Below are 24,686 nucleotides of genomic sequence, written 5' to 3'. Positions count from 1 at the left end.
ATTAGTCCATCAAACCCCAGTTGCCTGACGGTACTTCACGGACACTTTTCGCGCCGCCTGCTAACTTAAAGCGCAATTTCAGGTTATTGATTGAATCGGCATTCTTCAGAGCCTCTTCTTCATTGATCACACCTTCGCAGACCAATGCAAACAACGCCTCATCAAATGTTTGCATGCCCAACTCCGTGGATTTTTCCATCATTGGCTTAAGCTCCTCGAACTCACCACGGCGCACCAGATCAGCAATCGTCGGCGTACCCAGCATCACCTCAACCGCGGCCCTGCGTTGCCCGTCAACAGTGCGCACCAAGCGCTGCGAGACAAATGCTTTCAGATTGTTGCCCAAGGCATGCAGCAACTGCGCACGACGTTCTTCGGCGAACATATTGATGATGCGCTCCAGCGCCTGATTGGCGTTGTTGGCGTGCAAGGTCGAGAGCACCAAATGTCCGGTTTCGGCAAACGCCAACGCGTGTTCCATGGTCTCGCGATCTCGGATCTCGCCGATCAGCACGACGTCCGGGGCCTGGCGCAAGGTGTTCTTCAGCGCCGCATGAAAACTGCGCGTGTCGACGCCGACTTCGCGCTGATTGATGATCGACAACTGGTGCCGGTGGATGTACTCGATCGGGTCTTCGATGGTGATGATGTGCCCGGCACTGTGCCGGTTTCGATAGTCGATCAGCGCTGCCAGCGATGTCGATTTGCCGGAGTCGGTGGCGCCGACGAACAGGATCAGGCCTTGCTTGATCATCACCGTTTCGAGCAGCACCGGCGGCAGTTTGAGGTCTTCGAAGCGGGGAATTTCGAGTTTGACATTGCGGATCACGATCGACACATCGTTACGCTGTTTGAACAGGTTAACCCGGAAGCGGCCGACGCCCGGTCGTGAAATCGCCAGGTTCATTTCCAGATCGCGGTCGAACTCCTTGCGCTGCTCGGCGTCCATCAGGGTGTTGGCGATGGCGGCGACTTCACCGGGTTTCAAAGGCTGCTCACCCAGCGCGCTCAGCACGCCCTGGAAACGCGCACTGGGCGGCGCGCCGGTCGACAGGTACAGATCGGAGCCATGCCGGCTGGCCAGTTGTTGCAACAGTGCATCGATTTCCATGGCAAAAATGACCTGCGAAGCATTCAATGATCAGAAGATGGCCAGACGCGTGACGCGACGGGCCATACTGCGTCTACCGCTTTGCAACAATAGTAGACGCTGCCTTACCGACTGACGCTCAGGACTCACGTGATGAATGCTACACCCGCCAACGACGACGCTCAGGCGCTGATTGCCCGCACAGACTGGAGCAACAGCCCGCTGGGCGCCTCCAGCACCTGGCCGCAAAGCCTGCGCACGGCGGTCGACATCGTGCTGCACTCGCCGATGCCGATGCTGTTGCTGTGGGGGCCGCAACTCACGCAGATTTATAACAACGGCTTTGCCCTGCTCGCCGGCAGCAAGCATCCCTATGCGTTCGGCCAGCCAGCGCACCAGACATGGCCGGAACTGCACGACTTCACTGACCCGATTTACCGCGCCGTCCTGCAAGGCCAGGTGCGCACTTACAGCGAGCGACGTTTCACTCTGCAACGCGATGGCAAGGAGGCCGACTTCTGGCTCGACCTGACCTACAGCCCGATTCGCGATGAAACCGCCGAGGTCGCCGGTATTCTCGTGACCGCCATCGAAACCAATGAACGCCGGCGCATCGCTCTGGAACTGCAACAACGCTCCGATGAAAGCCTGCGCGTGCAACGGGAAACCGAAGAGCGCCTGCAACTGGCGCTGGCCGCCACCGACGCCGTCGGCACCTGGGACTGGGACATCGGCGAAGACCGCTTCATCGCTGACGCGCACTTCGCCCAGCTGCACGGCATCGATCCGGCGCAGGCCGGGCAGTTGCCGATCAGCGATTACCTGCAAGGCGTGCACCCCGAAGACCGCGCCATGATCGCGCGCAGCATCAAGCATTGCATCACCCATGGCTCCGAATACGCCGAGGAATATCGCTTGCTGCAAGCCAATGGCGAGTTGCGCTGGGTATTCGCGCGCGGGCGCTGCTACAAGGATCACCATGGCCGACCGGTGCGTTTCCTCGGCGCCGCACTGGACCTGACCGAACGCAAAAACACCGAGCAGGCGCTGCGTCAGAGCCAGACCGAATTGCAGTTGATCATCAACGCCATGCCGATCCTGATCAGCTACGTCGACTGCGAGGAGCGGTTTCGCCTGAACAACGCGGCCTACCTCGACTGGTATGGTTTGACGCCACAGGAGCTCTACGGCCGGACGATTCGCGAAGTGATCGGTGAAGAAGCCTATTTTCTGCGCGCACCGTACATTGCCGAGGCGCTGGCCGGGCGCTCCTGCTCATTCAGCCTGTACACCCCGCACCGCGATGGCAGCAGCCGCCATGCCCTGATGAATTACCTGCCACGCTACGGTGCCGACGGTGCGGTCAACGGCTTTTACATCTTTGTGATCGACGAAAGCGAACGCAAGAAAACCGAAGAAGCGCTGCGCAACCTTAACGAAACCCTGGAGGAGCGGGTCACTGCCCGCACCGAGCAACTGGCCCAGGCCAACCAGCGTCTGCAGAACGAGATGTTCGAACGCGAACGCGCCGAGGACGCCCTGCGTCATGCGCAGAAAATGGAAGCGGTCGGTCAACTCACCGGCGGTATCGCCCATGATTTCAACAACATGCTCACCGGGATCATTGGCAGCCTCGACCTGATGCAGCGTTACATCGCCAACGGTCGCGCCAATGAGATTGGCCGCTTCACTGAGGCCGCCGTGGCCTCGGCCAACCGCGCCGCCGCATTGACCCACCGGTTGCTGGCGTTCTCGCGGCGGCAGTCGCTGGATCGCAAGCAACTGAACGTCAACGAGCTGATTCACTCACTGGAAGATCTGATCCGCCGCACCAAAGGCGACCCGATCGACCTCAAACTGCGGCTGGCCGATGACCTGTGGCCGGTCAGCACCGACGTCAGTCAACTGGAAAACGCCCTGCTCAACCTGGTGATCAACGCCCGCGACGCCATGCCAGAGGGCGGTGAACTGCTGATCGAAACGGCCAACGTCTACCTCGACGGCAGCGACATCACCACGCTGGAACCGGTCAAGGCCGGCGACTACCTGATGCTCGCGGTGAGCGATAACGGGACTGGCATGACGCCGTCGGTCAAAGCCAAGGCATTTGATCCGTTCTTCACCACTAAACCGATCGGTCAGGGCACCGGCCTCGGTCTGTCGATGATTTATGGTTTTGCCCAGCAGTCAGGCGGCCACATCAGCCTCGACAGCCTGCCGGGCCAAGGCACATCTGTGCGGCTGTTCTTGCCACGAATGTTCGGCCTGGAGCCCGAGCGTCCGGCCAGCGCGCCGGCGCTGCAATCGGCAGCCGCCGAAACCGGCGAAACGGTGGTGGTGGTCGAGGACGATCCGGCCGTGCGCATGCTGGTGCTCGACCTGCTCAAGGAGCTGGGTTACCAGGCTCACGAAGCCGAAGATGCCAAGACCGCCCTGCCGCTGCTGGAATCGGCGTTACGCGTGGACCTGCTGGTGACCGACGTCGGCCTGCCGGGCATGAACGGCCGGCAATTGGCGGAAATCGCCCGCCAGCATCGCCCGGGCCTGAAGGTGTTGTTCATGACCGGTTACGCGCAAAAAGCCGCCGAGCGACAGGGTTTTCTCGAGGACGGCATGGACATGGTCGCCAAACCGTTTTCGATTGAACTGCTGGCCAGCAAGATTCGCATGATGATCAACCAAACCGCGTGACTTGAGGCATAATCGCGCGCCCCGCCGTCACCCCGTTATCAGGTACTGCAAGATGAAAGCCCAAGCCCGCCATATTCTGGTGAAAACCGCCGAAGAAGCCGAACAGCTCAAACAACGCATTGCCAAGGGCGAAGCGTTTGATGTGCTGGCGAAGAAATTTTCCACCTGCCCGTCCGGCAAGCGCGGCGGTGATCTGGGTGAAGTGCGGCCGGGGCAAATGGTCGGCGCGATTGATGCGGTGATTTTCAAGAAGCCTTTGCGCACCGTGCATGGGCCGATCAAGAGCAAATTCGGTTATCACCTGGTGCAGGTGTTTTACCGGGATTAGGGGATGGCTTTCGGCCCCCTTCGCGAGCAGGCTCGCTCCCACAGGAGAACGTACTCCAATGTGGGAGCGGGCTTGCCCGCGAACCGATTGCGCAGCAAGCGGCCATTGAGCGTTTACTTCGCAATCAACGCACCCGGCACTTGAATCACTTGGCTTGCCAATCGGTGGCCGGCCTCGGCAGCCTCCGCCGGACTGCCACCCGATAGTCGACTGGCCAGATACGCCGCACTGAACGAATCTCCTGCCGCCGTGGTGTCCACCACCGTTTCAACCTTCTGCGCCGGCACCTCGAATGACTCGCCATCACAACGAATCAAACAGGCTTCAGCGCCACGCTTGAGCACCACTTCCGGCGTGCCGATCTGCGCATAAGCCTCAAACACGGTCTCGGAGTCAGCAAAACCGAACAGCGCCTGCTCGTCATCCAGCGTCAGCAATGCCAGATCAATGTGCGGCAACACGCTGCGATAGGCCGCTCGTGCGTCTTCGGGTGACGCCCACAGACGGGGCCGGTAGTTGTTGTCGAAGACGATTCGAGCATCGCGCTGGCGCGCTTCGAGCAAGGTCTGGATCAACCTTTCGCGGCCCTGCGCACCGAGTACGGCCAGGGTGATGCCGCTGAAATACAGCACGTCGTAATCCGGCAACGCCGCCAGAATCGGTTCGGCGGCCGGGGTGGTGAAGCAATCACGCACCGCCGCTTCGTTGCGCCAGTAGAGAAAGCGCCGCTCGCCGTTGGCGTCGGTCTGGATGCAATACAGGCCCGGCAAACGGCCCGGCAGGCGTTGTACGAGATCGAGGCCAATGCCTTCGCTGGTCCAGATCTGGCACATGGCATCGCTGAAGCTGTCATCGCCCAGCGCGGTGACGTAATCGACCTGAGCCTTGTCGCCCAAAGCGCGGGAGAGGTAGACAGCGGTGTTGAGGGTGTCACCGCCGAAGCTTTGCTGCAGGCTGCCATCGGCGCGCTGCTGCAGTTCGATCATGCATTCGCCGATCAGGGCAATGCGTGGGGTGTTGGGGCCCAAGGGGCTGAGGGTGGTCATTTTGTGGTGTCTCTGGTTGATCAATGGTGTCTGGACAAGCGCTTTCGCGAGCAGGCTCGCTCCCACAGTTAGAGTTCGATCCCTGTGGGAGCGAGCCTGCTCGCGAATGGCGGCGCCTCGGTCTAGAGCCTTAGAAACAAGTCTCCATGGTTTCAATCACCGACAACTGCTCATCCACCAGCAAGCCCACACGCCATTTATCAAAAGTCAGGCACGGGTGCGACGTACCAAAGGAAATAATGTCCCCGACGCGCAATTCAACGCCCGGCGCCACCGTCATGAACGCGTGCTGGTCCATCACCGCCGTGACCTTGCACGCGCCGACGTCATCGCCCACCGCCGGCACCACGCCAGCCTTGTAACGCAACAACGGCGCCGGCAACCCGGCATCGTATGCCACATCACGTTTGCCCAGCGCGATCACCGCAAACCCCGGCTCCGGCAGCGACTGTACATGCGCCCAGACTTCCAGCGCCGGGCGCAGCCCTTCATGCAAATCGCTACGACGATCGAGCACGCAGCACTGCGCCTCTTTGTAGATGCCATGGTCGTGCGCCACGTAACTGCCCGGACGCAACACGCTGAGGAAACGCCCGCCCGCGTTCTGCACTTCGAACGACTCAGCGATCAAGTCATACCACGCCGACCCCGACGCGGTGATGATCGGCTTGGGAATGGCAAACGCGCCGCTGTCCTGCAATTGCACCGCCAGACGCACCAGTGACGCGGCAAATTCGCGAATGCCGCTGACCGCGTGATCACCGTGAATCACGCCTTCGTAACCTTCGATACCGGTCAGCGCCAGCGCTGGCTGCGCGTTGATCGCCTTGGCCAGTTCGATGACTTCCTGCTCGCTGCGACACCCGCAACGACCGCCGACCACACCGTACTCAATCATCACGTTGAGTTTCACGCCGCGCGAAGCAAAGTAGGCGCCGAGGTCGGCAACGTTGTCCGGGTGATCGACCATGCAATAGAAATCAAATGACGGATCCGCCAGCAGATCGGCAATCAGCGCCATGTTCGGCGTGCCGACCAATTGATTGGCCATCAGCACCCGACGCACGCCGTGGGCATAAGCCGCACGGGTCTGGGTCGCGCTGGCAAGGGTGATGCCCCACGCGCCGGCGTCGAGCTGACGCTTGAACAGCGCCGGGGTCATGCTGGTCTTGCCGTGGGGCGCCAGTTCGGCGCCGCTGTCGCTGACGAACTTCTGCATCCAGCGAATGTTGTGCTCCAGCGCCTCGCGGTGCAGCACCAGCGCCGGCAGGCTGACGTCTCGTACCAGGTGCGCGCCGATGGCGGCATCGCCCTTTTCCACAGCAGTATTGATGGCAGTCGTCATGGTCAAACTCCTCGCATTCATTCGCGGCTGCAGGCAGTCGCGGTTATTCGTTGATGCGCCGGGCGAGGCTGTTGGCGCTCTCGATCAGCACCCGGCGATAGTCGTTGTAATTGTTCTTCGCATCGGCCCGTGGGGCGACGATGCACAGAGTGCAGATGGCTACGCCGTGAGGGTCTTTGACCGGCGCGGCGAAGCAATGGGTGAAGGTGTCGGCGACGCTGTCGAAGGAGAAGAATCCGTCGAGGCCGGCCTGACGGATTTCCGCCAGAAAGCGTTCCAGCGGCAGGCGTTCGCCGTCGGGCAGGATGTAGTCGTCTTCGTCGATCAGGTCGATGATCTGCTGATCGCTCAGATGCGCCAGTAGCAGGCGCCCGGATGCGGTCCACGGGATCGGTGCGTTCTCGCCGATGTCGGACGAAATACGGAAATGCCGCTCGCCCTCCTTCATCAGCGCCACGGTGTATTTGCGCCCGTTGAGCAGGCACATCTGCGCCGTTTCATGGGTCTGGCTGACGATCTCCTGCAAGGCGTGATCGGCCTCGCGGCTAAGGTCGAAATGACGCAGATGCGCCTGGCCGAGGAAGTACAACTGGCGGCCGAGATAGACGTGACCGTCCTTGCCCACCGGCTCCAGAATCCGCCGTTCCAGCAATGAGGCGACCAGTTCGTAGACCGTCGATTTCGGGCTGCCGATGCCGTTGGCGATGTCGTTCGGGCGCAGCGGCTGGCCGATCTCCTTGAGGAAGTCGAGGATATCGAACGCCCGGTCCAGACCGCGTGCCCGGCGTTTGATGGTGTCTTCGGTCATGTCAGTGGTTCCCATTCAAAGTCGCCGGGAGTTTACCGAGAGTATTGTGTCGCTTGGTAGACCGCTTTCGCGAGCAGGCTCGCTCCCACAGGGGAATGCATTTCAAATGTGGGAGCGAGCCTGCTCGCGAAGAAGTCAGCACAGATTTCAGGGTTTCTTCTTGTAGGCGATGCAATCAATCTCGACCTTGCAATCCACCATCATGCTCGCCTGTACACACGCCCGGGCCGGCGCGTGTTCCGGCTTGAAGTACTCGCCGAAGACCTTGTTGAAACTGCTGAAGTCACGCGGATCATCCAGCCACACGCCGGCGCGCACGACATCTTCCAGGCCATAACCGGCCTCTTCAAGAATCGCGATCAGGTTCTTCATGGTCTGGTGGGTCTGCTCGACAATGCCGCCAACAATGATCTCGCCATCCACCGCCGGCACCTGGCCGGATACGTGTAGCCAGCCATCCGCTTCCACGGCGCGGGCGAATGGACGAGGCTGACCGCCAGCGGCGGTGCTGCCGGTACCGTAACGCGTAATGCTCATGGGTGTTTCTCCTGATTACAAAAGTGAAAATTCAGAACCGCGTGCTTTTCAAAAACTCAGCCAGACGCGGCGATTGCGGGCGCTCGAACAGCGCCTTGGGAGGCCCCTGCTCTTCGATCCGCCCCTGATTCATGAAAACGATTTTGTCTGAGACCTCGAAGGCGAAACGCATTTCGTGGGTCACCAGCAACATGGTCATGCCGTCTTCGGCGAGGCCCTTGATCACATTGAGCACTTCGCCGACCAGTTCCGGGTCAAGCGCTGAAGTGACCTCGTCAAACAGCATCAGGCTCGGGTTCATCGCAATCGCCCGGGCAATCGCCACGCGCTGTTGCTGGCCGCCGGACAACTGGCCGGGAAAGTGATTGCGCCGCTCCAGCAGGCCGACCCGCTCCAGCCATTTCTCGGCCGGCACCACGGCTTCGTCCTTGTGCATCTTCTTCACCTTGAGCAGACCCAGGGTGACGTTCTGCAACGCGCTCAGGTGCGGAAACAGGTTGAATTGCTGGAACGCCATGCCGGTCATGGCGCGATGCCGTGCGATGACTTTTTCGCCATGGCGCACGCGTTTGCCGTCGACCTCGTCATAGCCGATCGACTCGCCCTCAAGCAGGATCTGCCCGCCCTGAAACTCTTCGAGCATGTTCACGCAGCGCAGCAACGTGGTTTTACCCGAGCCGCTGGAACCGATCAGCGTCACGACGTTGCCGCGTTGCATGCTGAGGTCGACACCCTTGAGCACTTCGACCGCGCCGTATTGCTTGTGCAGACCGCGAATATCCAGCAGCGGCTGGCTGTTTGCAGCGTTGGAAACTTGAGCTTCAGTCATGGCAAGGCCACCCGCTTTTCAATGTGCCGGCCGAGTAATTCGATGCCGTAGTTGATGACGAAGAACAGAAAACCGGCGAACAGATAGAACTCCAGTGTCATGAAGGTCCGGGCGATGATCTGTTGGGTGCTGAGGAGCAATTCGGCCACGCCGATCACCGAGAGCAAGGTCGAGGCCTTGACGATTTCGGTAGACGAATTGACCCAGGTCGGCAGGATCTGCCGCAACGCTTGAGGCAACAGCACGTAACCGAGCGATTGATAAAACGTCAGGCCGATGGCCTTGCTGGCTTCCATCTGCCCACGAGGCAACGCTTGCAACGCGCCGCGCACAATCTCGGCAACGTGTGAGCCGCAAAACAGCGTCAGACCCAAGGCACCGGCCTGAAACGCGCTGATCTGCCAGCCCAGTGCCGGGGCCATGTAGAAGCAAGCCAAAACCAGCACAAACACCGGGGTGCCGCGAATGATGTCGACGTAAAAGCGAAACGGCGCGCGCATCCAGAAGCGGCCGTAAGTCAGCACCAGACCGGTGACGACACCGAGCAACGTGCCGAACAAGATTGCCAGCGCCGACACTTGCACACTGGTCAGAAAACCTTGCCAGAGCGGCTCGCGCGCGACCCACAACTCATGCAACCAACTGGGAGATTGGTACATTGCTGCCTCCTATCGGCGGATCGCCAGACGCTGCTCGAAGTAACGCAGCAGCATGGCAATGAGGTAACAGGCCGCGACATACAGCGCCGTGGTCACCAGCCAGGTTTCGATCACCCGGTAGCTCTCGACGTTGATCTTGCGCGCGTAATAGGTCAGCTCCGGCACCGCAATCGCGGCGGCCAGCGAGGTGTCCTTGAACAGCGAAATGAAGTTGTTCGACAGCGCCGGCAACACGTTGCGCAGCATCACCGGCACGGTGACGTAGGCCTTGACCTGCCATTCGCCGAGGCCGATCGCCAGCCCGGCTTCGCGCTGCCCTTTGGGGATGCTCAGCAAACCGCCGCGGAACACTTCGGTCAGATAGGCGCCGGCATACAACGACAGCGTGATGATGAACGAGGGGATCTTGTCCAGGCGGATGCCCAGGCTTGGCAAGGCAAAGTAGATCAACAGAATCAACACCAGAATCGGCGTGTTACGGACCACCGTGACGTACACCGAAGCCAGCACCCGCAAGGCGCGATGCTTCGACAGCAAGGCAAACGCCATCAGCAGGCCGATCACGCAGCCGATGGCGATCGACACCAGCGCCAGTTGAAGGCCCAGACCGAGCCCCGCCAGCAAGGTGTCGAAATCGCGCCACACGGCAGCAAAGTTCAACTGATAGTTCATGGTCAGCAGCACCTTGAGCGGGGCGCGTTATCGGCGCCCCGCTCTCACGGGATCATTTGAATTCGACAGGGAAACCGATGGCGGGCGATGGCAGATCCACGCCAAACCATTGTTTAAACGAGGCGGCGTAAGTCGGGAACTCAACGCCGGTCATGGCTTCGTGCAGGGCTGTGTTGACGAAGTTCAGCCAGTCTTGATCGCCGCGTTTAACCGCGCAGGCGTAGGTCTGCGGGCTCCAGGCATAGGCCGGGCTGCGGTAGCGGCCCGGGTTCTGCACCATCAGGTATTTGACCGAAGACTGGTCGGTGGCGGCGGCATCGGCGCGGCCGGAGTTCACGGCCTGATACATGAGGTCGACACTGTCGTACTGATCGACCTTGGCTTTAGGCAAGGCCTGGTGCACCAATTCTTCGGCATAGACGTTTTGCAACACCGCCACGGTGACGCTGTCGCCACCGGCCTGGAGGTCTTCGATTTCCTTGTACTTGCTGTTGGTCGGCAGCAGCAGGCCAACGCCTTCGCGGTAGTACGGCAGGGTAAACGCCACCTGCTGGGCGCGGCTGGCAGTGACGGTGATGAACTGGCAGCTCATGTCGACCTTGTCGGTCAGCAGATTGGGAATCCGCGCATCGGACGACTGCACCACAAACTCGACTTTGCTCGGGTCGTTGAACAGCCCTTTGGCCACCATCCTGGCGATGTCGATATCAAAGCCCTGCAACTTGCCGTCCGCGCCCTGGAAATGCCACGGTGCATTGGTGCTGCCAGTGCCCACAATCAATTTCCCACGGGCCAAAACTGCATCGAGCTTGCTGTCGGCTGCCTGGGCCATACCCATGACAGCAGAAGAAGCCGCGAGAACAAAAACACACGCTTTGAACAAGGAAGGTCGGCGATGCATGGCAAGCACTCCAGGATGGCGTTTATTCCGCTATACCGGAACTCGGTTTGTTACTACGGAATAGACGGCAGAAAGTGTGCCACAGGAATGGATGAAAAACATGCATACATAAAAAATCGAAGTGATTCAGAGGCTTGGTTGAAGGCGCACGCTAAAGGAGGCAAAACGTCTGCCTGGGTTGCGCTACCCAAATGCAACTCTGTGGGAAGTAACGTCACATTTGTGTGCATCCCGACGCCTTATCGAATACACCGCCAGGCGCCAAAGCAGGGGTTAAAAGTCACTTGGCAAGCCCTGACCATTCGTCGGGTTTTCGCCTGGACCTGTCAAAGTTGACAGTTGTCGGGAAACGGATTTACGAGCCTACTGGCTTGGCCAATCGAGGCTTGAAAGTACTCACGATAAGGATTTTCGTCATGGACAATCTCATTAAGAACGGCGACTTCTCTCAACAAGGCGCGCATTGGACGGCGACCAATCCAGAGAGTGTGCGCTATGAAACCGGTCACTGCATTGTCGCTGCCCCAGACTCCATCAGCCAGGAAGTCCTTACCGGCAGCGGCGGCGGTGGGCAGTTCATGTTCTCCGCAAATGTGAAAACACTACCTGGCCATGCTGCACGTATCACTGTTCAACCGCTTCCCACAGGCGAGCCCGTTCATCTTTACCTTCATGGCGGTCAGGAGTGGATAGTGCTGTCGAAGAAATTTGACGTACAGATCTCGACACTCAAATTCAACGTGACGCTGGAAGCCAATGATGGTGAGCATGGTGTCCCAGGAACTTATTTTGGCGATGTGGTGCTGTCGAAGTTGCTCTAACCCTCCACAGAGGTCAGACAAGCGAGTCGTCATCCAATGGTGACTTGCTTTTCTGCCCCGTGAATGCATTGCGATTATCGAGAACAGGAGTGTTCAATGGGTTCTCCAGCCCCTTACTCAGCGCTGCCCGCTACGTACCGCAAAGCCTTGAAAACCTGGCGGCCGGTAATCCTGTATTTCGCCAACGAACACTGCCCTGCCTGCGAATGGGCCGGGCCGATCTTCAGACAGATCGCCGAGCAGTACCGGCATCGCGCCAATATCTACATGCTCAATACCAGCCAATCGCCGCGCCATCCGCTGGTCACGGGCACGCCAACGGTGCTGTTCTACCAGAACGGCAGGCTGGTGAAAAAACTCAAGGGGATTGGCACGGAGGAAACATTGGCGGCGGATTTCGCCTGGCATATTGGCAGTACCAAGGCGCCGTTGTTGCAGCACAAGCCACGACATGACCTGCCTTGGTTGCGCCGCACGTTGAGCGGGCTCTGCACAATCACGCGTGCGCATCGCCGGGTGATTTGAGGCCGTGCATTTCCCGTCATCGTCGCGGCGTCTCAGACATCGCTTTCGCGGGCAAGCCCGCTCCCACAGGGGTCAACGTCTCGTGTCCGACGGACACTGTGGGAGCGGGCTTGCCCGCGAAGAGGCCAGCACCGTCAGCGCAAGAATGCTGTCTTACGCAGAATCGCGCACCAGCAACACCCGCGTCACTCGCCGCTCCTCCACAGCCTTGACGGTCATCTGCCAGCCTTCATATTCCAGGCGATCACCCATCATCGGCAGCCGGTCCAGCAAGCTCATGACCAAACCGGCCACAGTCTGATAATCCTCGGTCGGCTCGGCAGCGAAACCGGTGCGCTGGCGAACACGCGTCAGGTTCAATGCGCCACTGACCATGAAGCCGCCCTGCTCCTCGACCACGTCCGGGCCTTCGATCTCGCTGGCATCGGGCAGTTCGCCGGCAATCGACTCGAGAATGTCGGTCATCGTCAGCACGCCGACAAAGTCGCCGAACTCGTTGACCACAAAGGCAATGTGGGTCGACGCCGCGCGCATCTGTTCCAGCGCGTTAAGGATCGAATAGCTGTCGAGCAGGTTGATGGTCTTGCGCGCCAGATGCTCCAGGTTAGGCTCGGTGCCGGCCAGGTACTCCTTGAGCAGTTCCTTCTTGTGCACGAAGCCCAGCGGTTCATCCACGGCGCCATCACGGATGAGCGGCAGGCGCGAGTAGGACGAGTGCATCAACTTGGTACGAATCGCCTCGGCATCGTCTGCCAGGTCAATACTGTCGACGTCGGCCCGCACGGTCATCAATTGGCGGATCGGCCGCTCGGCCAGTTGCAGCACACCGCTGATCATCACTCGCTCGCGACGGTCGAACAGCTCGGCGCTCGGCGCATCACCGTTATCCAGCAAATCGGAAATCTCCTCGCCGACTTCTTCCGCCGCCAGCGTGCGACCTCCCAGCAGACGCATGACCGCGTGAGCGGTGCGCTCGCGTATCGGACGCAGGCCCTGCATCGAGCGTTTGCGTCGAGCGCGAGCGATCTGGTTGAACACCTCGATCAGGATCGAAAAACCGATAGCCGCGTACAAGTAGCCTTTCGGGATGTGGAAGCCCAGGCCTTCAGCGGTCAGGGCAAAACCGATCATCATCAAGAAACCCAGGCACAGCATGATTACCGTCGGGTGCGCGTTGACGAAGCGCGTCAGCGGCTTGCTCGCAACGATCATCAGGCCAATGGAGATGATCACTGCGATCATCATCACCGCCAGCTCATCGACCATGCCCACGGCAGTAATCACCGCGTCGAGGGAGAACACGGCATCCAGCACAACGATCTGCGCAACGATCGGCCAGAACAGTGCGTAGGCCGTGTTGCTCGTACGCTCGCCGACATGGCCTTCGAGTCGTTCATGCAACTCCATGGTGGCCTTGAACAACAGGAACACACCGCCAAACAGCATGATCAGGTCACGGCCGGAGAAGCTCTTGTCGAACACCTCGAACAACGGCTGCGTGAGGGTGACCAGCCAGGAAATACTCGCCAACAGGCCCAAACGCATGATCAACGCCAACGACAGGCCGATGATTCGTGCGCGGTCACGCTGATGCGGGGGCAGTTTGTCCGCCAGGATTGCGATGAACACCAGGTTGTCGATACCCAGCACCAGTTCCAGCACGATCAAAGTCAACAAGCCTAACCAGGCCGTGGGATCCGCTAACCATTCCATAAAACGTCTCGATCTCTCTTCAGTAAATTCAGGCTGCCGGACACGGCAAAGCGCAACGCGAAGGCTCTGGGGCCGCGTTATCAACAATAGACGGGGGTCGGAAAACCGGATGCTGCGAGTGCGTCAAGACCGCGCCGTGGCGCGAGGGGAATGGATAACCGGGAGGCTCCGAGAGGGTGTTCATGTAAATCCTGAATGAAAAATGGCCTTGAAGCGTACAGCCTGGAGTGACTTTTCCTACAGTGCGAAATCATTTCAAAATCTGTAAGCGGTAAAGGTGGGTGGTTACTGATGACCTCTTCGCGAGCAAGCCCGCTCCCACATGGGAACGCGATCACCTGTGGGAGCGAGCCTGCTCGCGAAGGGGCCAGAGAGAAAACGGCTACCGTCCGGCAAAGCGCATTCGGGACAGCTCGCGCAACCCCCCTTCGACGTAATAATCATTGGTCCAATGGTCATCCACCGCCAACGGACTCACCTGCTTCAACGCCAGTTTCTTCGCGAAGTAACGAAAGCGGTAATGCTCATAAAACCGCAGCAACTCCAGACCATAACGATCGGCCAGATCCGTATCGCCACGAATGATCAGGTAGTTCTCGTCATTGCCATTGCTGGCCGAGGCGCTGAGGTTGTGGCTGCCGCTGATGATGGTCGGATTGTCCGTGGTGAAATCAGTGACCACCGCTTTAGTGTGCACCAACAGATTGCCCTTCTGGCCCTTCATGTTTTCGCGCAGCCAGCCTTCCAGACCGGTGTTGAGTAACGCGGTGGCGGCGAATTCGGCGCTGCGATCGGCGTGAAACCCGGTGATGCGGCTGGCAGTGTTTTGCAGACCGTAACGCAGAATGTCGTCGTGTGGCTGGCCGAGCAGCGCGTTGAGGATTGCGTCAGGCAAGGCGAACGCGGTGACGAACAACACGTCCTTTTTCGCCGCAGTGATGATCTCGACAAACTCACGCAAATCAGCGCCACCCGTGCGCGGTGAAAAGCCGGCGAACAGCGATTGCGCGGCGTCCATCGGGTTGTGTTCAGTGATCCACTCGCGAGTGACACCCACAGCATCAGGCTGCGCCCAGATCTGCTCAAAGGTTTGCAGATAACTTGCACTAACCCTCGCGTCGTCCAGCACATGCACCACGTTGGCCTGACGATAAACGCCATTGGCGGTGAAATTGGTGCTGCCGCACAAAACGGCTTGCGGCTGGCGCTCGCCCGTATTGCCGATCCGGCTAAGAACAATGAATTTGTTGTGGAAGATGTTGTGTGTCACCCGTCCACGCTTGCTCGCCGCTGGCAGCTTCGCTAGGCTCGCTTCGTTGATCGTGGTGTCTTCGTCATCGTCGCGGGCGTGATACAGCACCCGCACCTGCACACCCCGCTCAAATGCCGCGTTCACCACGTCGACAATGGCTTGCAACTGATACTCATAAATGGCGATGTCCAGCGCCCACTGACCATCGACCGCGCGCTCGATAAACCCCAGCAGACGCCCGAGCAAGCCGTTCTCCAACCATTGCCGTGCGGCATCGGGCCAGGCTTCGATGGGCAGGTTCCTGTTGGCGCTGATCTGCGCATCGAGGTCGGGAAATTTGCGCTGGAACGCCTGACTGGCGGCCACGGCGCGGTTGAAAATCAGACGTTGATTGGCGGGTTGGCCGTCGTCTGAAGTGATGGTCAACTCCAGCGATTCGCCCAGTTGCGGCGCATCCGGCGTGCCATAAGCCAGGTGGACCCGGTAATGAATCATCATCCCCGGATTGACCGCGTAATCGGCCCAGCGGAATTTTTGCAGCGGGGCCTTATCGCTGGGGGTGGCGTGGAACTGGGGGAATGTGTGGGCTTTGCCGGGGAAGGTCAGGCTGTTGAACAGGAACAACCACGGTTTGGCGCCCTGCTGCTTTTCGATCGCAAACCCAAGCAGGCCGCGGCGACGCGGCTCGGCGAGGTCCATCGCCAACAGCACACCGTTAGTACCGGCGTAGGCTTTGACGCGGAAATCGTCCTGAGCATTCTTGACCAGAATTCGCATCGCTCACTCCTTGTGATTGGGGCTGGAGTGCAGCATAGAGCAGCGATGCGAATTGTGGTCAACAGATCCGAGTCCGAGTGGCTGCCATCGCGGGCAAGCCCGGCTCCCACCGTTCCCGAGGCGGGCACAATGCCTGGGTTCAGCAGAAAAACCTGTGAGAGCGGGCTTGCCCGCGATGAGGCCCGGTCAGACGACACCAGAATCAAAGGTCGTCGATGTGCCGATACTCCGCGTCTAGCGCCCCCGCCAGATCCTTTGCCCGGCCCAAGCGTATCGGCCCACGCTCGATATCGATCAGCAGCCCCGGACATTCCAGCACCGGTAACCCTGCCCACATTTTCAAACGCCCATCCGTCACCACCAGCAAACGCTGCTGCTCGGCAGGAAAGCGCTTGCGCCGCACTGCCAGCCATTGCTGCGCCTGCGCCAGCGCCGCCAGCAACGGCGTGCCGCCGCCGGCGCCCAACCCCTCCAGCCAGGCGCGCAAACCGCTTGAGGCCTTCAGCCCTTGCACCTGCCACTTCGGCGCCGCTCCACTGGCGGTCAACAACGCCAAACGCGCGCGCTGGCGATAAGCGTCATCGAACAGTTGCGCGAGCAAGCCCTTGGCATCGCTCAGTGCGTTATGCCGGCGCGTCGAGGCCGAGGCATCGACGATCACCAGCCACAACTCATGGGGCGAGCGGGTGCGCAGTTGAAACAGCAGATCTTCACGGCGTTGCGGACGACCATTGAGCAGCGTGCCCGGCCAGTTCACCGAACCACTGCGAGCGGCATGACGTTTACCCAGGCGTCCGTTATCGAGTTGCCCGGCGCGGGGTCTGGCATTCGCCCCCGCGTCGGACCGGGGGCGAATGCCTAAGGCTTTTTTGGCCAGCTCGGCACTTCACGGCGGCTGCCGGTGGCGAGTGCCGGGGCCGGCATGTCGCCCCACTGGCCCTGCCCTTCATTGGGGCTGGCCTGCGCGTTTGCCGGGGATGGCGCCGGTTGTTGCTGAGGGCTCGACGGGGTTTGTTCGCGACGACGATGGCGCAAGGCAAATTCCGCCACCGCGTCGATGTCCTCTTCAGCGATGGCGGTGGCGCCGCGCCAGGCGGCATGGGCCCGGGCCGCGCGCAACCAGACGAGGTCGGCACGCAACCCATCGACGCCAGCAGCAAAGCAACGCTCGGTGATTTGCGCCAGCGCCGCATCATCCAGAGGAATGCCGGCCAAGGCGCGGCGGGCGTTTTCGCAGCGTTCGCGCAGGGTTTGCTGCGCGGTTTCCCACTGCATGCAGAACGCTTGTGGATCGCTGTCGAAATCGAGACGGCGGCGGATGATCTGCCCGCGCTCGGTCGGTGCCGTTTGACCGCTGAGGGCGACGTTCAAGCCGAAGCGGTCGAGCAGTTGCGGGCGCAACTCGCCCTCTTCCGGGTTCATCGTGCCAATCAGCACGAACTTCGCCGAATGCCGATGGGAAATGCCGTCGCGCTCGATCAGGTTGGTGCCGCTGGCAGCGACGTCGAGCAGCAGATCGACCAGATGATCAGGCAGCAAGTTGACTTCATCGACGTAGAGCACGCCGCCATCAGCCTTAGCCAAAACGCCGGGGGAAAACTGCGCGCGACCATCGCTCAGGGCGGCATCGAGGTCGAGGGTGCCGACCAGGCGTTCTTCGGTGGCGCCCAGCGGAAGCGTGACGAACTGGCCGCTGGCGAGCAGATCCGCAAGGCCACGGGCCAAGGTAGATTTGGCCATACCGCGTGGGCCTTCGATGAGTACGCCGCCGATTTTCGGATCGATGGCGGTGAGGCACAGGGCGAGTTTCAGATCGTCGGCGCCGACCACGGCGGAGAGCGGGAAATGTGGGGTGTCGGTCATCGTCATTACTCGGTCATGGTCGGTGAAATGCTTTCAAACGGTGGGAGCGGGCTTGCTCGCGAAGGCGGTGTGTCATTCAACGCATTGGGTGTCTGATACGACGCTTTCGCGAGCAAGCCCGCTCCCTCATTTGAAATGAGCTGCGTCAGGTATCTTCTTCTATGTCCAGCAGCAGATTTTCGAGAGCCTCTTTATAGGCCCCCGGCTCCTGCCACATCCCGCGTTGCTGGGCTTCGAGCATCCGCTCGGTCATGTCCCGCAGCGCATGCGGATTATGCTCACGAACAAAATCACGCGTCGCCGGATCAAGCAGATACGCATCGGCCAGCAACGCGTATTGATGATCGTCGATCAACTGCGTCGTGGCGTCGAAGGCAAACAGGTTATCAACCGTCGCCGCCATTTCAAACGCGCCTTTATAGCCGTGACGCTTGACCCCGTCGATCCATTTCGGATTCGCCGCCCGCGAGCGGATCACCCGGTTCAGCTCCTCTTTCAAGGTGCGAATCTTCGGCAGATCCGGCTGACTGTGATCGCCGTGGTAACTGGCCGCTGCTTCGCCGCGCAGGGTTTCCACGGCCGCGAGCATGCCGCCCTGGAACTGGTAGTAATCGTTGGAATCGAGCAAGTCGTGCTCGCGATTATCCTGATTCTGCAACACGGCTTGCACCTGACTCAGGCGCTGGACGAATTGTTCGCGAGCCGCCGTGCCTTCGTCGGAGCCGCCATAAGCATAGGCGCCCCAGTTCAGGTAAACCTCGGCCAGATCCTCGCGGCTCTGCCACAAACGGCCGTCAATCGCACCCTGCACGCCGGCGCCATAGGCACCGGGTTTGGCGCCGAAGATTCGCCACCCGGCCTGACGCCGCGCGGCCTCTTCATCCAGACCCGACTGCAGCAGCGCCTCGCGTTCTGCGCGCACTTTGGCGGCCAAGGGGTTGAGATCATCCGGCTCGTCCAGCGCGGCAACCGCTTGCACGGCCGCGTCGAACAGCCGGATCAAGTTGGCGAAGGCATCGCGGAAGAATCCGGATACCCGCAACGTCACATCGACACGCGGGCGATCCAGCAGGCTCAGCGGCAGAATCTCGAAATCATCGACACGCTGACTGCCGGTGGCCCACACCGGACGCACGCCCATCAGCGCCATGGCTTGGGCGATGTCGTCGCCGCCAGTGCGCATGGTCGCGGTGCCCCACACCGACAAGCCCAGCTGGCGCAAGTGATCGCCGTGATCCTGCAAGTGCCGCTCAAGAATCAGCGTGGCCGACTGGAAGCCGATGCGCCATGCGGTGGTGGTCGGCAGGTTACGCACGTCGACCGAATAGAAGTTGCGCCCGGTGGGCAATACGTCGAGGCGACCGCGGCTGGGTGCGCCACTCGGGCCTGCCGGGACGAAACGGCCGCTCAAGGCGTCGAGCAGGCCGCGCATTTCAGCGGGACCGCAGGCGTCGAGGCGTGGGGCGACCACTTCGCGCAGGTGGTCGGTGATTGCACTCACTTCCATCCAGCCCGGCCCCTGCGGGAGCGGACTTGCTCGCGAAAGCGGTGGTTCAGTTAAATCTTTAGCGACTGACACGACGCCTTCGCGAGCAGGCTCGCTCCCACAGGGAATTTGCAGGGATTCGCAGATCAACGCAGTAGCGAATAGTTCAAGGCGTTCGCGGGTATCGCCGGCAGTGCGCCAGATTTCGTCGCTGACCGATACCAGCTCAACCGGACGCGGGCCAAGCCACGGATCAGCCAGTGCGCAATCGAGTGGATCAAAACCCAACTCGAACGCCTTGGCCAATGCGCGCAGCAAACTCGACTGCGCGCCCTTGCCGTCACCACGCGGAATGTGCAGCAACGCCAGCAACGTATCAATGCGCAAACGCCCGGTCGGCGACTCGCCAAAGATGTGCAGGCCATCGCGGATTTGCGATTCCTTCAGATCACACAAGTAGGTGTCGAGCCGCGGCAGCCAGATCGCCGCATCGGCGTCGCTGTCCAGTGCTGCGTCGAGCTGCAGTTCACGATCGATTTGCGTATCGCGCACCAGTTGCAGAATGTCGCGTTGCAACTCGCGGGCACGGCGCGGATCGAGCAGCTGCGCTTCGTAGTATTCGTCGGCCAACAGCTCCAGATTACGCAGCGGGCCATAGGTTTCGGCGCGGGTCAGCGGCGGCATCAAGTGGTCGATGATCACCGCTTGTGTGCGTCGTTTGGCCTGGGCGCCCTCGCCCGGGTCGTTGACAATAAACGGATAAATGTTCGGCAGCGGCCCGAGCAACGCATCCGGCCAGCAGTTCTCGGACAGTCCGACACCTTTGCCCGGCAGCCATTCGAGGTTGCCGTGCTTGCCGACGTGGATCACGCCGTGGGCGCCATAGGTGTTGCGCAGCCAGAAATAGAACGCGAGATAACCGTGGGGCGGCACCAGATCCGGATCGTGATAGACCGCGCTCGGATCGACCTGATAACCCCGCGCCGGTTGAATACCGACAAAGGTCAGGCCCAAACGCAGACCGGCGATCATCATGCGCCCGTCGCGGCACATCGGATCGTTTTGCGGCGGGCCCCAACGCTCGACCACCGCCGCACGGTTGGCGTCAGGCAGTGCATTGAACATCGCCAGATAATCGTCCATCGCCAGACTTTGCTGGCACGGGCGCAGATCAATCGTGTCGAGATCGTTGCTGACGCCGCCGAGCAATTGCTGGATCAGCTCGGTGCCGGTTTTGGGCAACTCTGCCGTGACCGGATAGCCCTCGGCCTGCAACGCACGCAGGATATTCAGCGCCGCCGCCGGCGTATCGAGGCCGACGCCGTTGCCGATGCGTCCGTCGCGGGTCGGGTAATTGGCAAGGATCAACGCGATGCGTTTCTCGGCGTTCGGCACCCGCGCCAGATCGATCCAGCGCCGCGCCAGTTCGGCGACAAAATCCATGCGCTCCGGTTGCGCGCGGTAGCAGACCACATCGGACTGACTGCGCTCGCTACGCCAGGCCAGATCCTTGAAGCTGATCGGCCGGCTGATGATGCGCCCGTCGAGTTCCGGCAGGGCAATGTGCATCGCCAGATCCCTTGGCCCAAGGCCCTGCTCGCTGTCGCGCCAGCCGGGCTCGTTGTCCTGGGCACAGATCGCCTGGATCACCGGGATATTGCGACGAAACGGCCGCAGATGCGGCGCTTCAGGGCTGGACTGGGCGAAACCGGTGGTGTTGAGAATCACCCCCGCTTCGACTTCATCCAGCCAGTCCTCGACCACCGACAGACAGCCGGGCTCTTTCAGACTGGCCACCGCGATCGGCAACGGATTCAATCCAGCAGCCTGCAGGCGCTGGCAAAAAATATCGATGAACGCGGTGTTCGCCGCTTGCAAGTGCGAACGGTAAAACAGCACCGCCGCCACCGGTTGCTCGGGCAGCCATTCGGCTTGCCAGTCACTCAGTGCGGCAGAAGTTTTGTGCGGATGGTAAATCGCCGTGCGCGGCAGCGTTTGCGGCTCACCCCAAACGTAATCGCGGGCCAGCCAACGGTTGGCCAGACAACGAAAGAAGTCCAGCGCGTTGCCCATGCCGCCTTGGCGCAAGAACTGCCAGAGTCGATCGCGATCCTCGGCTGCGACGGTGCTCAGATCGCTGAGTTCCGGATCAGGGCGATCGTCACCCGGCACCAGAATCACCTGCACACCGCGCTCAGTCAGCTCGATCAGACGCTCGACGCCATAACGCCAATAAGCAATGCCACCATGGAGCGAGATCAGGATCACCTTGGCGTGGCGCAACACTTCGTCGACGTACAAATCGACCGAGGCGTGATTCTGCACCTGCATCGGATTGGCCAGACGCAGGCTCGGATAATCCTCGGGCAACTGCTGCGCGGCTTCGGCGAGCAGCGCCAGACTGGAATCACCGCTGCACAGGATCACCAGCTCGGCGGGGGTTTGGCCAAGGTCGGCAATGTTGTCATCCGAGACGAAACCGCCGGGCTGGGTCCTGAGCAGGTGCATGGCTTAAACGCTGAGCGCGGCGCGCAGTTGCGCCTCGAGTTGCGCCGCGTCGAGCTCCTGACCGATCAACACCAGACGCGTGACGCGTGCCTCATCGGCACCCCACTGACGGTCGAAGTGCTTGTCGAAACGCGTACCCACACCTTGAATCAGCAAGCGCATCGGCTTGTTCGGGATCGCCGCGAAGCCCTTCACACGCAGGATGCCGTGCTGGACCACCAGTTGCGTCAGCGCATCGAGCAGCAGGCTTTCGTCAGCTTGCGGCAGTTCGATGGAGATCGAATCAAAGGCGTCGTGATCGTGGTCGTCGTGATCGTCATCACCGTCGTGGTGGTGATCGTGATGGCTGTGGCGGCTATCGATGTGTTCTTCGGAACCGGCGCCGAGGCCGATCAGCACGTCCAGCGGCAGGCGGCCGTTGCTGGCTTCGATGATTTTTACTGCGGGCGGCAGCTCTTCGGCGACTTCAAGGCGCACGCGCGCGAGGTCTTCCGGGCTGGTCTGGTCGGCCTTGTTGAGGATGACCAGATCGGCGCTGGCCAGTTGGTCAGCGAACAGTTCGTGCAGTGGCGATTCGTGGTCCAGGTTCGGGTCGAGTTTGCGCTGGGCGTCGACCTGATCCGGGAACGCGGCGAAAGTGCCGGCGGCCACGGCCGGGCTGTCGACCACGGTGATCACCGCATCAACAGTGCAGGCACTGCGGATTTCCGGCCACTGAAAGGCTTGCACCAATGGTTTCGGCAGGGCCAGACCGGAGGTTTCGATGAGGATGTGGTCGAGGTCACCACGACGTGCCACCAGCTCGCGCATCACCGGGAAGAATTCTTCTTGAACGGTGCAGCACAGGCAGCCGTTGGCCAGTTCATAAACGCGACCGGAGGCTTCTTCTTCGGTGCAGCCGATGGTGCACTGTTTGAGGATTTCACCGTCAATGCCCAACTCGCCGAACTCGTTGACGATCACTGCGATGCGGCGGCCCTGAGCGTTATCGAGCATGTGCCGTAGCAGCGTGGTTTTGCCCGAGCCGAGGAAGCCGGTGACGATGGTGACGGGGAGTTTGGCCAGTGTTTTCATCGGTATGCCCTTTGGCAAAGTGGCGGGCATACGGGACGAGAACCGGCACCGCGCGTGCGTGCCTGGAGAGTTCGCCACCGGATCACCCCGCCCGGTTGTAGTGAGAATCTGTGACGAGGCAGGTCTCCTGGCTGACGGTGTTCAGGCGCTGGGCCTGGCGTTCGTTGCGCCTTCCCGCGGGCTCTGTGGATTGAGCTGGCAGTGGCTTGGCAACGAACTTCACCGTTCACAGTTGCGGGGGCAGCCGCGGCATTGACCGCGTTCCCTTCTTAGCTTCGGCATGGGCCGAAGAACCTCGAAAGCGCAAGGCTACGCATGGCTTGCTTATGGGTCAATGTTTGGATTGGGGGCATATCCGTTGCTGCGGCTGGGGCCGCTGGCGGTTTCGCTCTTACAGCCATCCCTTTCAAGGTCTTTTAGTTTTGGCAGCCTTGATTACTCTGTCCGTTGAAACATGCGCATGCACCGCCGTGCCTTGGACCCATGTCTTGGGCTTAGGCACCTTGGGGCCACGGGGGCTTTTCGCAACTTGTTTGGGTTGGATGTTGCTGGCCAGCTCTAGTAAGCGCTGGGCCAGTTTTTCCAGAGGAATGACGGGAAGATATTCCGAAGGCAGCGCAATCTGCATTCCCTCATAACCACTCCTGACCTGAACCGCCAAGTGATAGGTCGAGGCTTCCCAGCCGTCAGGCTGGGTATCCCGGTGAGCTTGCTCGACGCTTCGTTTGAGGACGGCCAGGACGTTGTAGGCCAACACCGCCGTGGCGAACCCGAGTAAGGTAGCCTTTGGGCTGCCAAGAGTTTCGATTTCACTTTCCAGGATCGCTTCCAGTCGCTGGAACTGTAGTGGTCAACTAATCCCGGACACGACGTTAAGTTTTTTCTCGGCCTGAGCTGGGGCCAGTCCGTTGTTGAATTGGTGCGGTCTAATCCAGTTGTACCGATGCATCAGGTAATGACTGATGTCGCGGTGCGCTTCTTGAGCTGTCATGTAGCCCACGGTCGGTATCCATTCAGTTTTCAAGCTGCGAAACACACGCTCCATCGGCGCGTTATCCCAGCAGTTTCCACGACGGCTCATGCTTTGGCGCATGCGGTAACGCCAGAGCCGTTGGCGAAACTGGCGACTGCCATATTGCGAGCCCTGATCCGAGTGAAACAGAAGCCCTTGAGGCCTGCCACGCTGTTCGTAAGCCATGTCCAACGCCTTGATGACCAGATCCGCATCCGGCTTGTTCGACAGCGCCCAGCCCACCACTCGGCGCGCGTAAAGATCCATAACGACAGCCAGGTAATGCCATTTCCCTTGAGCCCAGATGTAGGTGATGTCGCCACACCAGACCTGATTCGGCGCCGGCACATCAAACTCTCGATTCAATATGTTCGGAATGTCAGGCCGCTCAACCGTCGCTTGTTTGTAGGCATGTGATCCAGGTTGTTTACTGACCAACTCCAGTTCCCGCATCAGGCCTCGCACCTTGAACCGCCCAATTTGCTCGCCGTCTTCCTGCATCATCGACACGATGCTGCGGCTACCGGCGGCGCTTCGACTTTGCGTAAACAGTTCGTTAACCCGGCTGCGCAACCGAAGCCGCTCAACGTCTGGAGTTCGGCGCCTGAGACGATGGGCGTAGTAACACGAACGAGTGACGTCAAAGACTGCGCAAAGCCAATCAACCGGCTCTTGGGGGCTCAGTTGATGAGAGTGTCAGATTTTTTGTGTGCGGGCCGGTAATGGCCTGCCGTCAGGCAGGCCGGGTT

19 protein-coding genes, 2 pseudogenes and 1 riboswitch are annotated in these 24,686 nt (G+C 60.6%); of the genes and pseudogenes, 4 read left to right on the top strand and 17 right to left on the bottom strand.

Annotation, left to right across the window (positions count from 1 at the left end):
* Position 1: 1 nt before the first annotated feature.
* Positions 2-1,111 (bottom strand): PilT/PilU family type 4a pilus ATPase, encoded by a 1,110-nt coding sequence (locus ATI02_RS31105; RefSeq protein ID WP_100848310.1) that lies wholly within the window; start codon positions 1,109-1,111, stop codon positions 2-4.
* A 132-nt stretch (positions 1,112-1,243) separates the two neighbouring features.
* Between ATI02_RS31105 and ATI02_RS31100 the strand changes: the two genes are divergently transcribed.
* Both ATI02_RS31100 and ATI02_RS31095 read left to right on the top strand, forming a co-directional pair.
* Positions 1,244-3,781 carry a PAS domain-containing hybrid sensor histidine kinase/response regulator gene (locus ATI02_RS31100; protein WP_100848309.1) on the top strand — a complete coding sequence of 846 codons (2,538 nt, stop codon included), beginning with the start codon at positions 1,244-1,246 and terminating at the stop codon, positions 3,779-3,781.
* A gap of 52 nt (positions 3,782-3,833) precedes the next feature.
* Entirely contained in the window at positions 3,834-4,109 is a 276-nt protein-coding gene (locus ATI02_RS31095; protein ID WP_007912322.1) for a peptidylprolyl isomerase, read from the top strand.
* Positions 4,110-4,222: 113 nt separating this feature from the next.
* On the opposite strand, the gene ATI02_RS31090 is transcribed toward ATI02_RS31095, so the two are convergent.
* From ATI02_RS31090 to ATI02_RS31055, 8 genes are all read right to left on the bottom strand, one after another.
* Positions 4,223-5,155, bottom strand: coding sequence for a sugar kinase (locus ATI02_RS31090; RefSeq protein WP_100848308.1), 933 nt, complete (start codon positions 5,153-5,155; stop codon positions 4,223-4,225).
* Positions 5,156-5,285: 130 nt separating this feature from the next.
* Positions 5,286-6,500: an amino acid deaminase gene (locus ATI02_RS31085; RefSeq protein WP_100848307.1), complete on the bottom strand. Its 1,215-nt coding sequence runs from the start codon at positions 6,498-6,500 to the stop codon at positions 5,286-5,288.
* Between the two features lie 43 nt (positions 6,501-6,543).
* The gene (locus ATI02_RS31080; protein ID WP_100848306.1) at positions 6,544-7,308 is read right to left on the bottom strand and encodes an IclR family transcriptional regulator; all 765 of its coding nucleotides are present in this window, start codon (positions 7,306-7,308) and stop codon (positions 6,544-6,546) included.
* Between the two features lie 147 nt (positions 7,309-7,455).
* Positions 7,456-7,845 carry a RidA family protein gene (locus tag ATI02_RS31075; RefSeq protein WP_003225452.1) on the bottom strand — a complete coding sequence of 130 codons (390 nt, stop codon included), beginning with the start codon at positions 7,843-7,845 and terminating at the stop codon, positions 7,456-7,458.
* A gap of 31 nt (positions 7,846-7,876) precedes the next feature.
* Complete coding sequence (locus ATI02_RS31070; protein WP_100848305.1) at positions 7,877-8,674, bottom strand: amino acid ABC transporter ATP-binding protein; 798 nt, start codon at positions 8,672-8,674, stop codon at positions 7,877-7,879.
* Positions 8,671-9,333: an amino acid ABC transporter permease gene (locus ATI02_RS31065; protein ID WP_095187298.1), complete on the bottom strand. Its 663-nt coding sequence runs from the start codon at positions 9,331-9,333 to the stop codon at positions 8,671-8,673. Before ATI02_RS31065 ends, ATI02_RS31070 begins: the two co-directional genes overlap by 4 nt.
* A 9-nt stretch (positions 9,334-9,342) precedes the next feature.
* Entirely contained in the window at positions 9,343-10,005 is a 663-nt protein-coding gene (locus tag ATI02_RS31060; RefSeq protein ID WP_100848304.1) for an amino acid ABC transporter permease, read from the bottom strand.
* 52 nt (positions 10,006-10,057) lie between these two features.
* A complete protein-coding gene (locus ATI02_RS31055) occupies positions 10,058-10,906 on the bottom strand; it encodes a transporter substrate-binding protein (protein ID WP_095187300.1) in 849 nt (282 codons plus the stop codon).
* A gap of 416 nt (positions 10,907-11,322) precedes the next feature.
* Between ATI02_RS31055 and ATI02_RS31050 the strand changes: the two genes are divergently transcribed.
* Positions 11,323-11,727 carry a hypothetical protein gene (locus ATI02_RS31050; RefSeq protein WP_100848303.1) on the top strand — a complete coding sequence of 135 codons (405 nt, stop codon included), beginning with the start codon at positions 11,323-11,325 and terminating at the stop codon, positions 11,725-11,727.
* Between the two features lie 96 nt (positions 11,728-11,823).
* Complete coding sequence (locus ATI02_RS31045; protein ID WP_100848302.1) at positions 11,824-12,252, top strand: thioredoxin family protein; 429 nt, start codon at positions 11,824-11,826, stop codon at positions 12,250-12,252.
* Between the two features lie 153 nt (positions 12,253-12,405).
* Here the strand turns inward: ATI02_RS31045 and ATI02_RS31040 are convergent, their stop codons facing one another.
* The 8 genes and pseudogenes from ATI02_RS31040 to ATI02_RS31005 all read right to left on the bottom strand — a co-directional run.
* On the bottom strand, positions 12,406-13,965 hold the full coding sequence (locus tag ATI02_RS31040; protein ID WP_100848301.1) for a TerC family protein: 1,560 nt from the start codon (positions 13,963-13,965) through the stop codon (positions 12,406-12,408).
* A gap of 382 nt (positions 13,966-14,347) precedes the next feature.
* Positions 14,348-15,994, bottom strand: a complete 1,647-nt coding sequence (locus tag ATI02_RS31035) for a phospholipase D-like domain-containing protein (protein WP_100848300.1) — start codon at positions 15,992-15,994, stop codon at positions 14,348-14,350.
* Between the two features lie 202 nt (positions 15,995-16,196).
* A complete protein-coding gene (locus ATI02_RS31030; protein WP_100848299.1) occupies positions 16,197-16,871 on the bottom strand; it encodes a VWA domain-containing protein in 675 nt (224 codons plus the stop codon).
* Complete coding sequence (locus ATI02_RS31025; protein WP_100848542.1) at positions 16,853-17,857, bottom strand: magnesium chelatase ATPase subunit I; 1,005 nt, start codon at positions 17,855-17,857, stop codon at positions 16,853-16,855. The genes ATI02_RS31030 and ATI02_RS31025 overlap by 19 nt, the downstream gene beginning before the upstream one ends.
* Before the next feature lie 145 nt (positions 17,858-18,002).
* Positions 18,003-21,851 carry a cobaltochelatase subunit CobN gene (gene cobN, locus ATI02_RS31020; protein ID WP_100848298.1) on the bottom strand — a complete coding sequence of 1,283 codons (3,849 nt, stop codon included), beginning with the start codon at positions 21,849-21,851 and terminating at the stop codon, positions 18,003-18,005.
* 3 nt (positions 21,852-21,854) lie between these two features.
* Positions 21,855-22,925, bottom strand: coding sequence for a cobalamin biosynthesis protein CobW (gene cobW / locus ATI02_RS31015; RefSeq protein WP_090283224.1), 1,071 nt, complete (start codon positions 22,923-22,925; stop codon positions 21,855-21,857).
* Between the two features lie 100 nt (positions 22,926-23,025).
* Positions 23,026-23,238, bottom strand: a riboswitch (cobalamin riboswitch).
* 93 nt (positions 23,239-23,331) lie between these two features.
* A pseudogene (locus ATI02_RS31010) lies at positions 23,332-23,766 on the bottom strand (IS4 family transposase); the annotation flags it as partial.
* A gap of 9 nt (positions 23,767-23,775) precedes the next feature.
* Positions 23,776-24,624, bottom strand: a pseudogene (locus ATI02_RS31005) (IS3 family transposase); the annotation flags it as partial.
* Positions 24,625-24,686 lie beyond the last annotated feature (62 nt).

The organism is Pseudomonas baetica (genome assembly GCF_002813455.1).
Lineage (GTDB): Bacteria > Pseudomonadota > Gammaproteobacteria > Pseudomonadales > Pseudomonadaceae > Aquipseudomonas > Aquipseudomonas baetica.
Note: the sequence above shows the minus strand (reverse complement) of the source record. Positions and strands in the feature narration are given on the sequence as shown.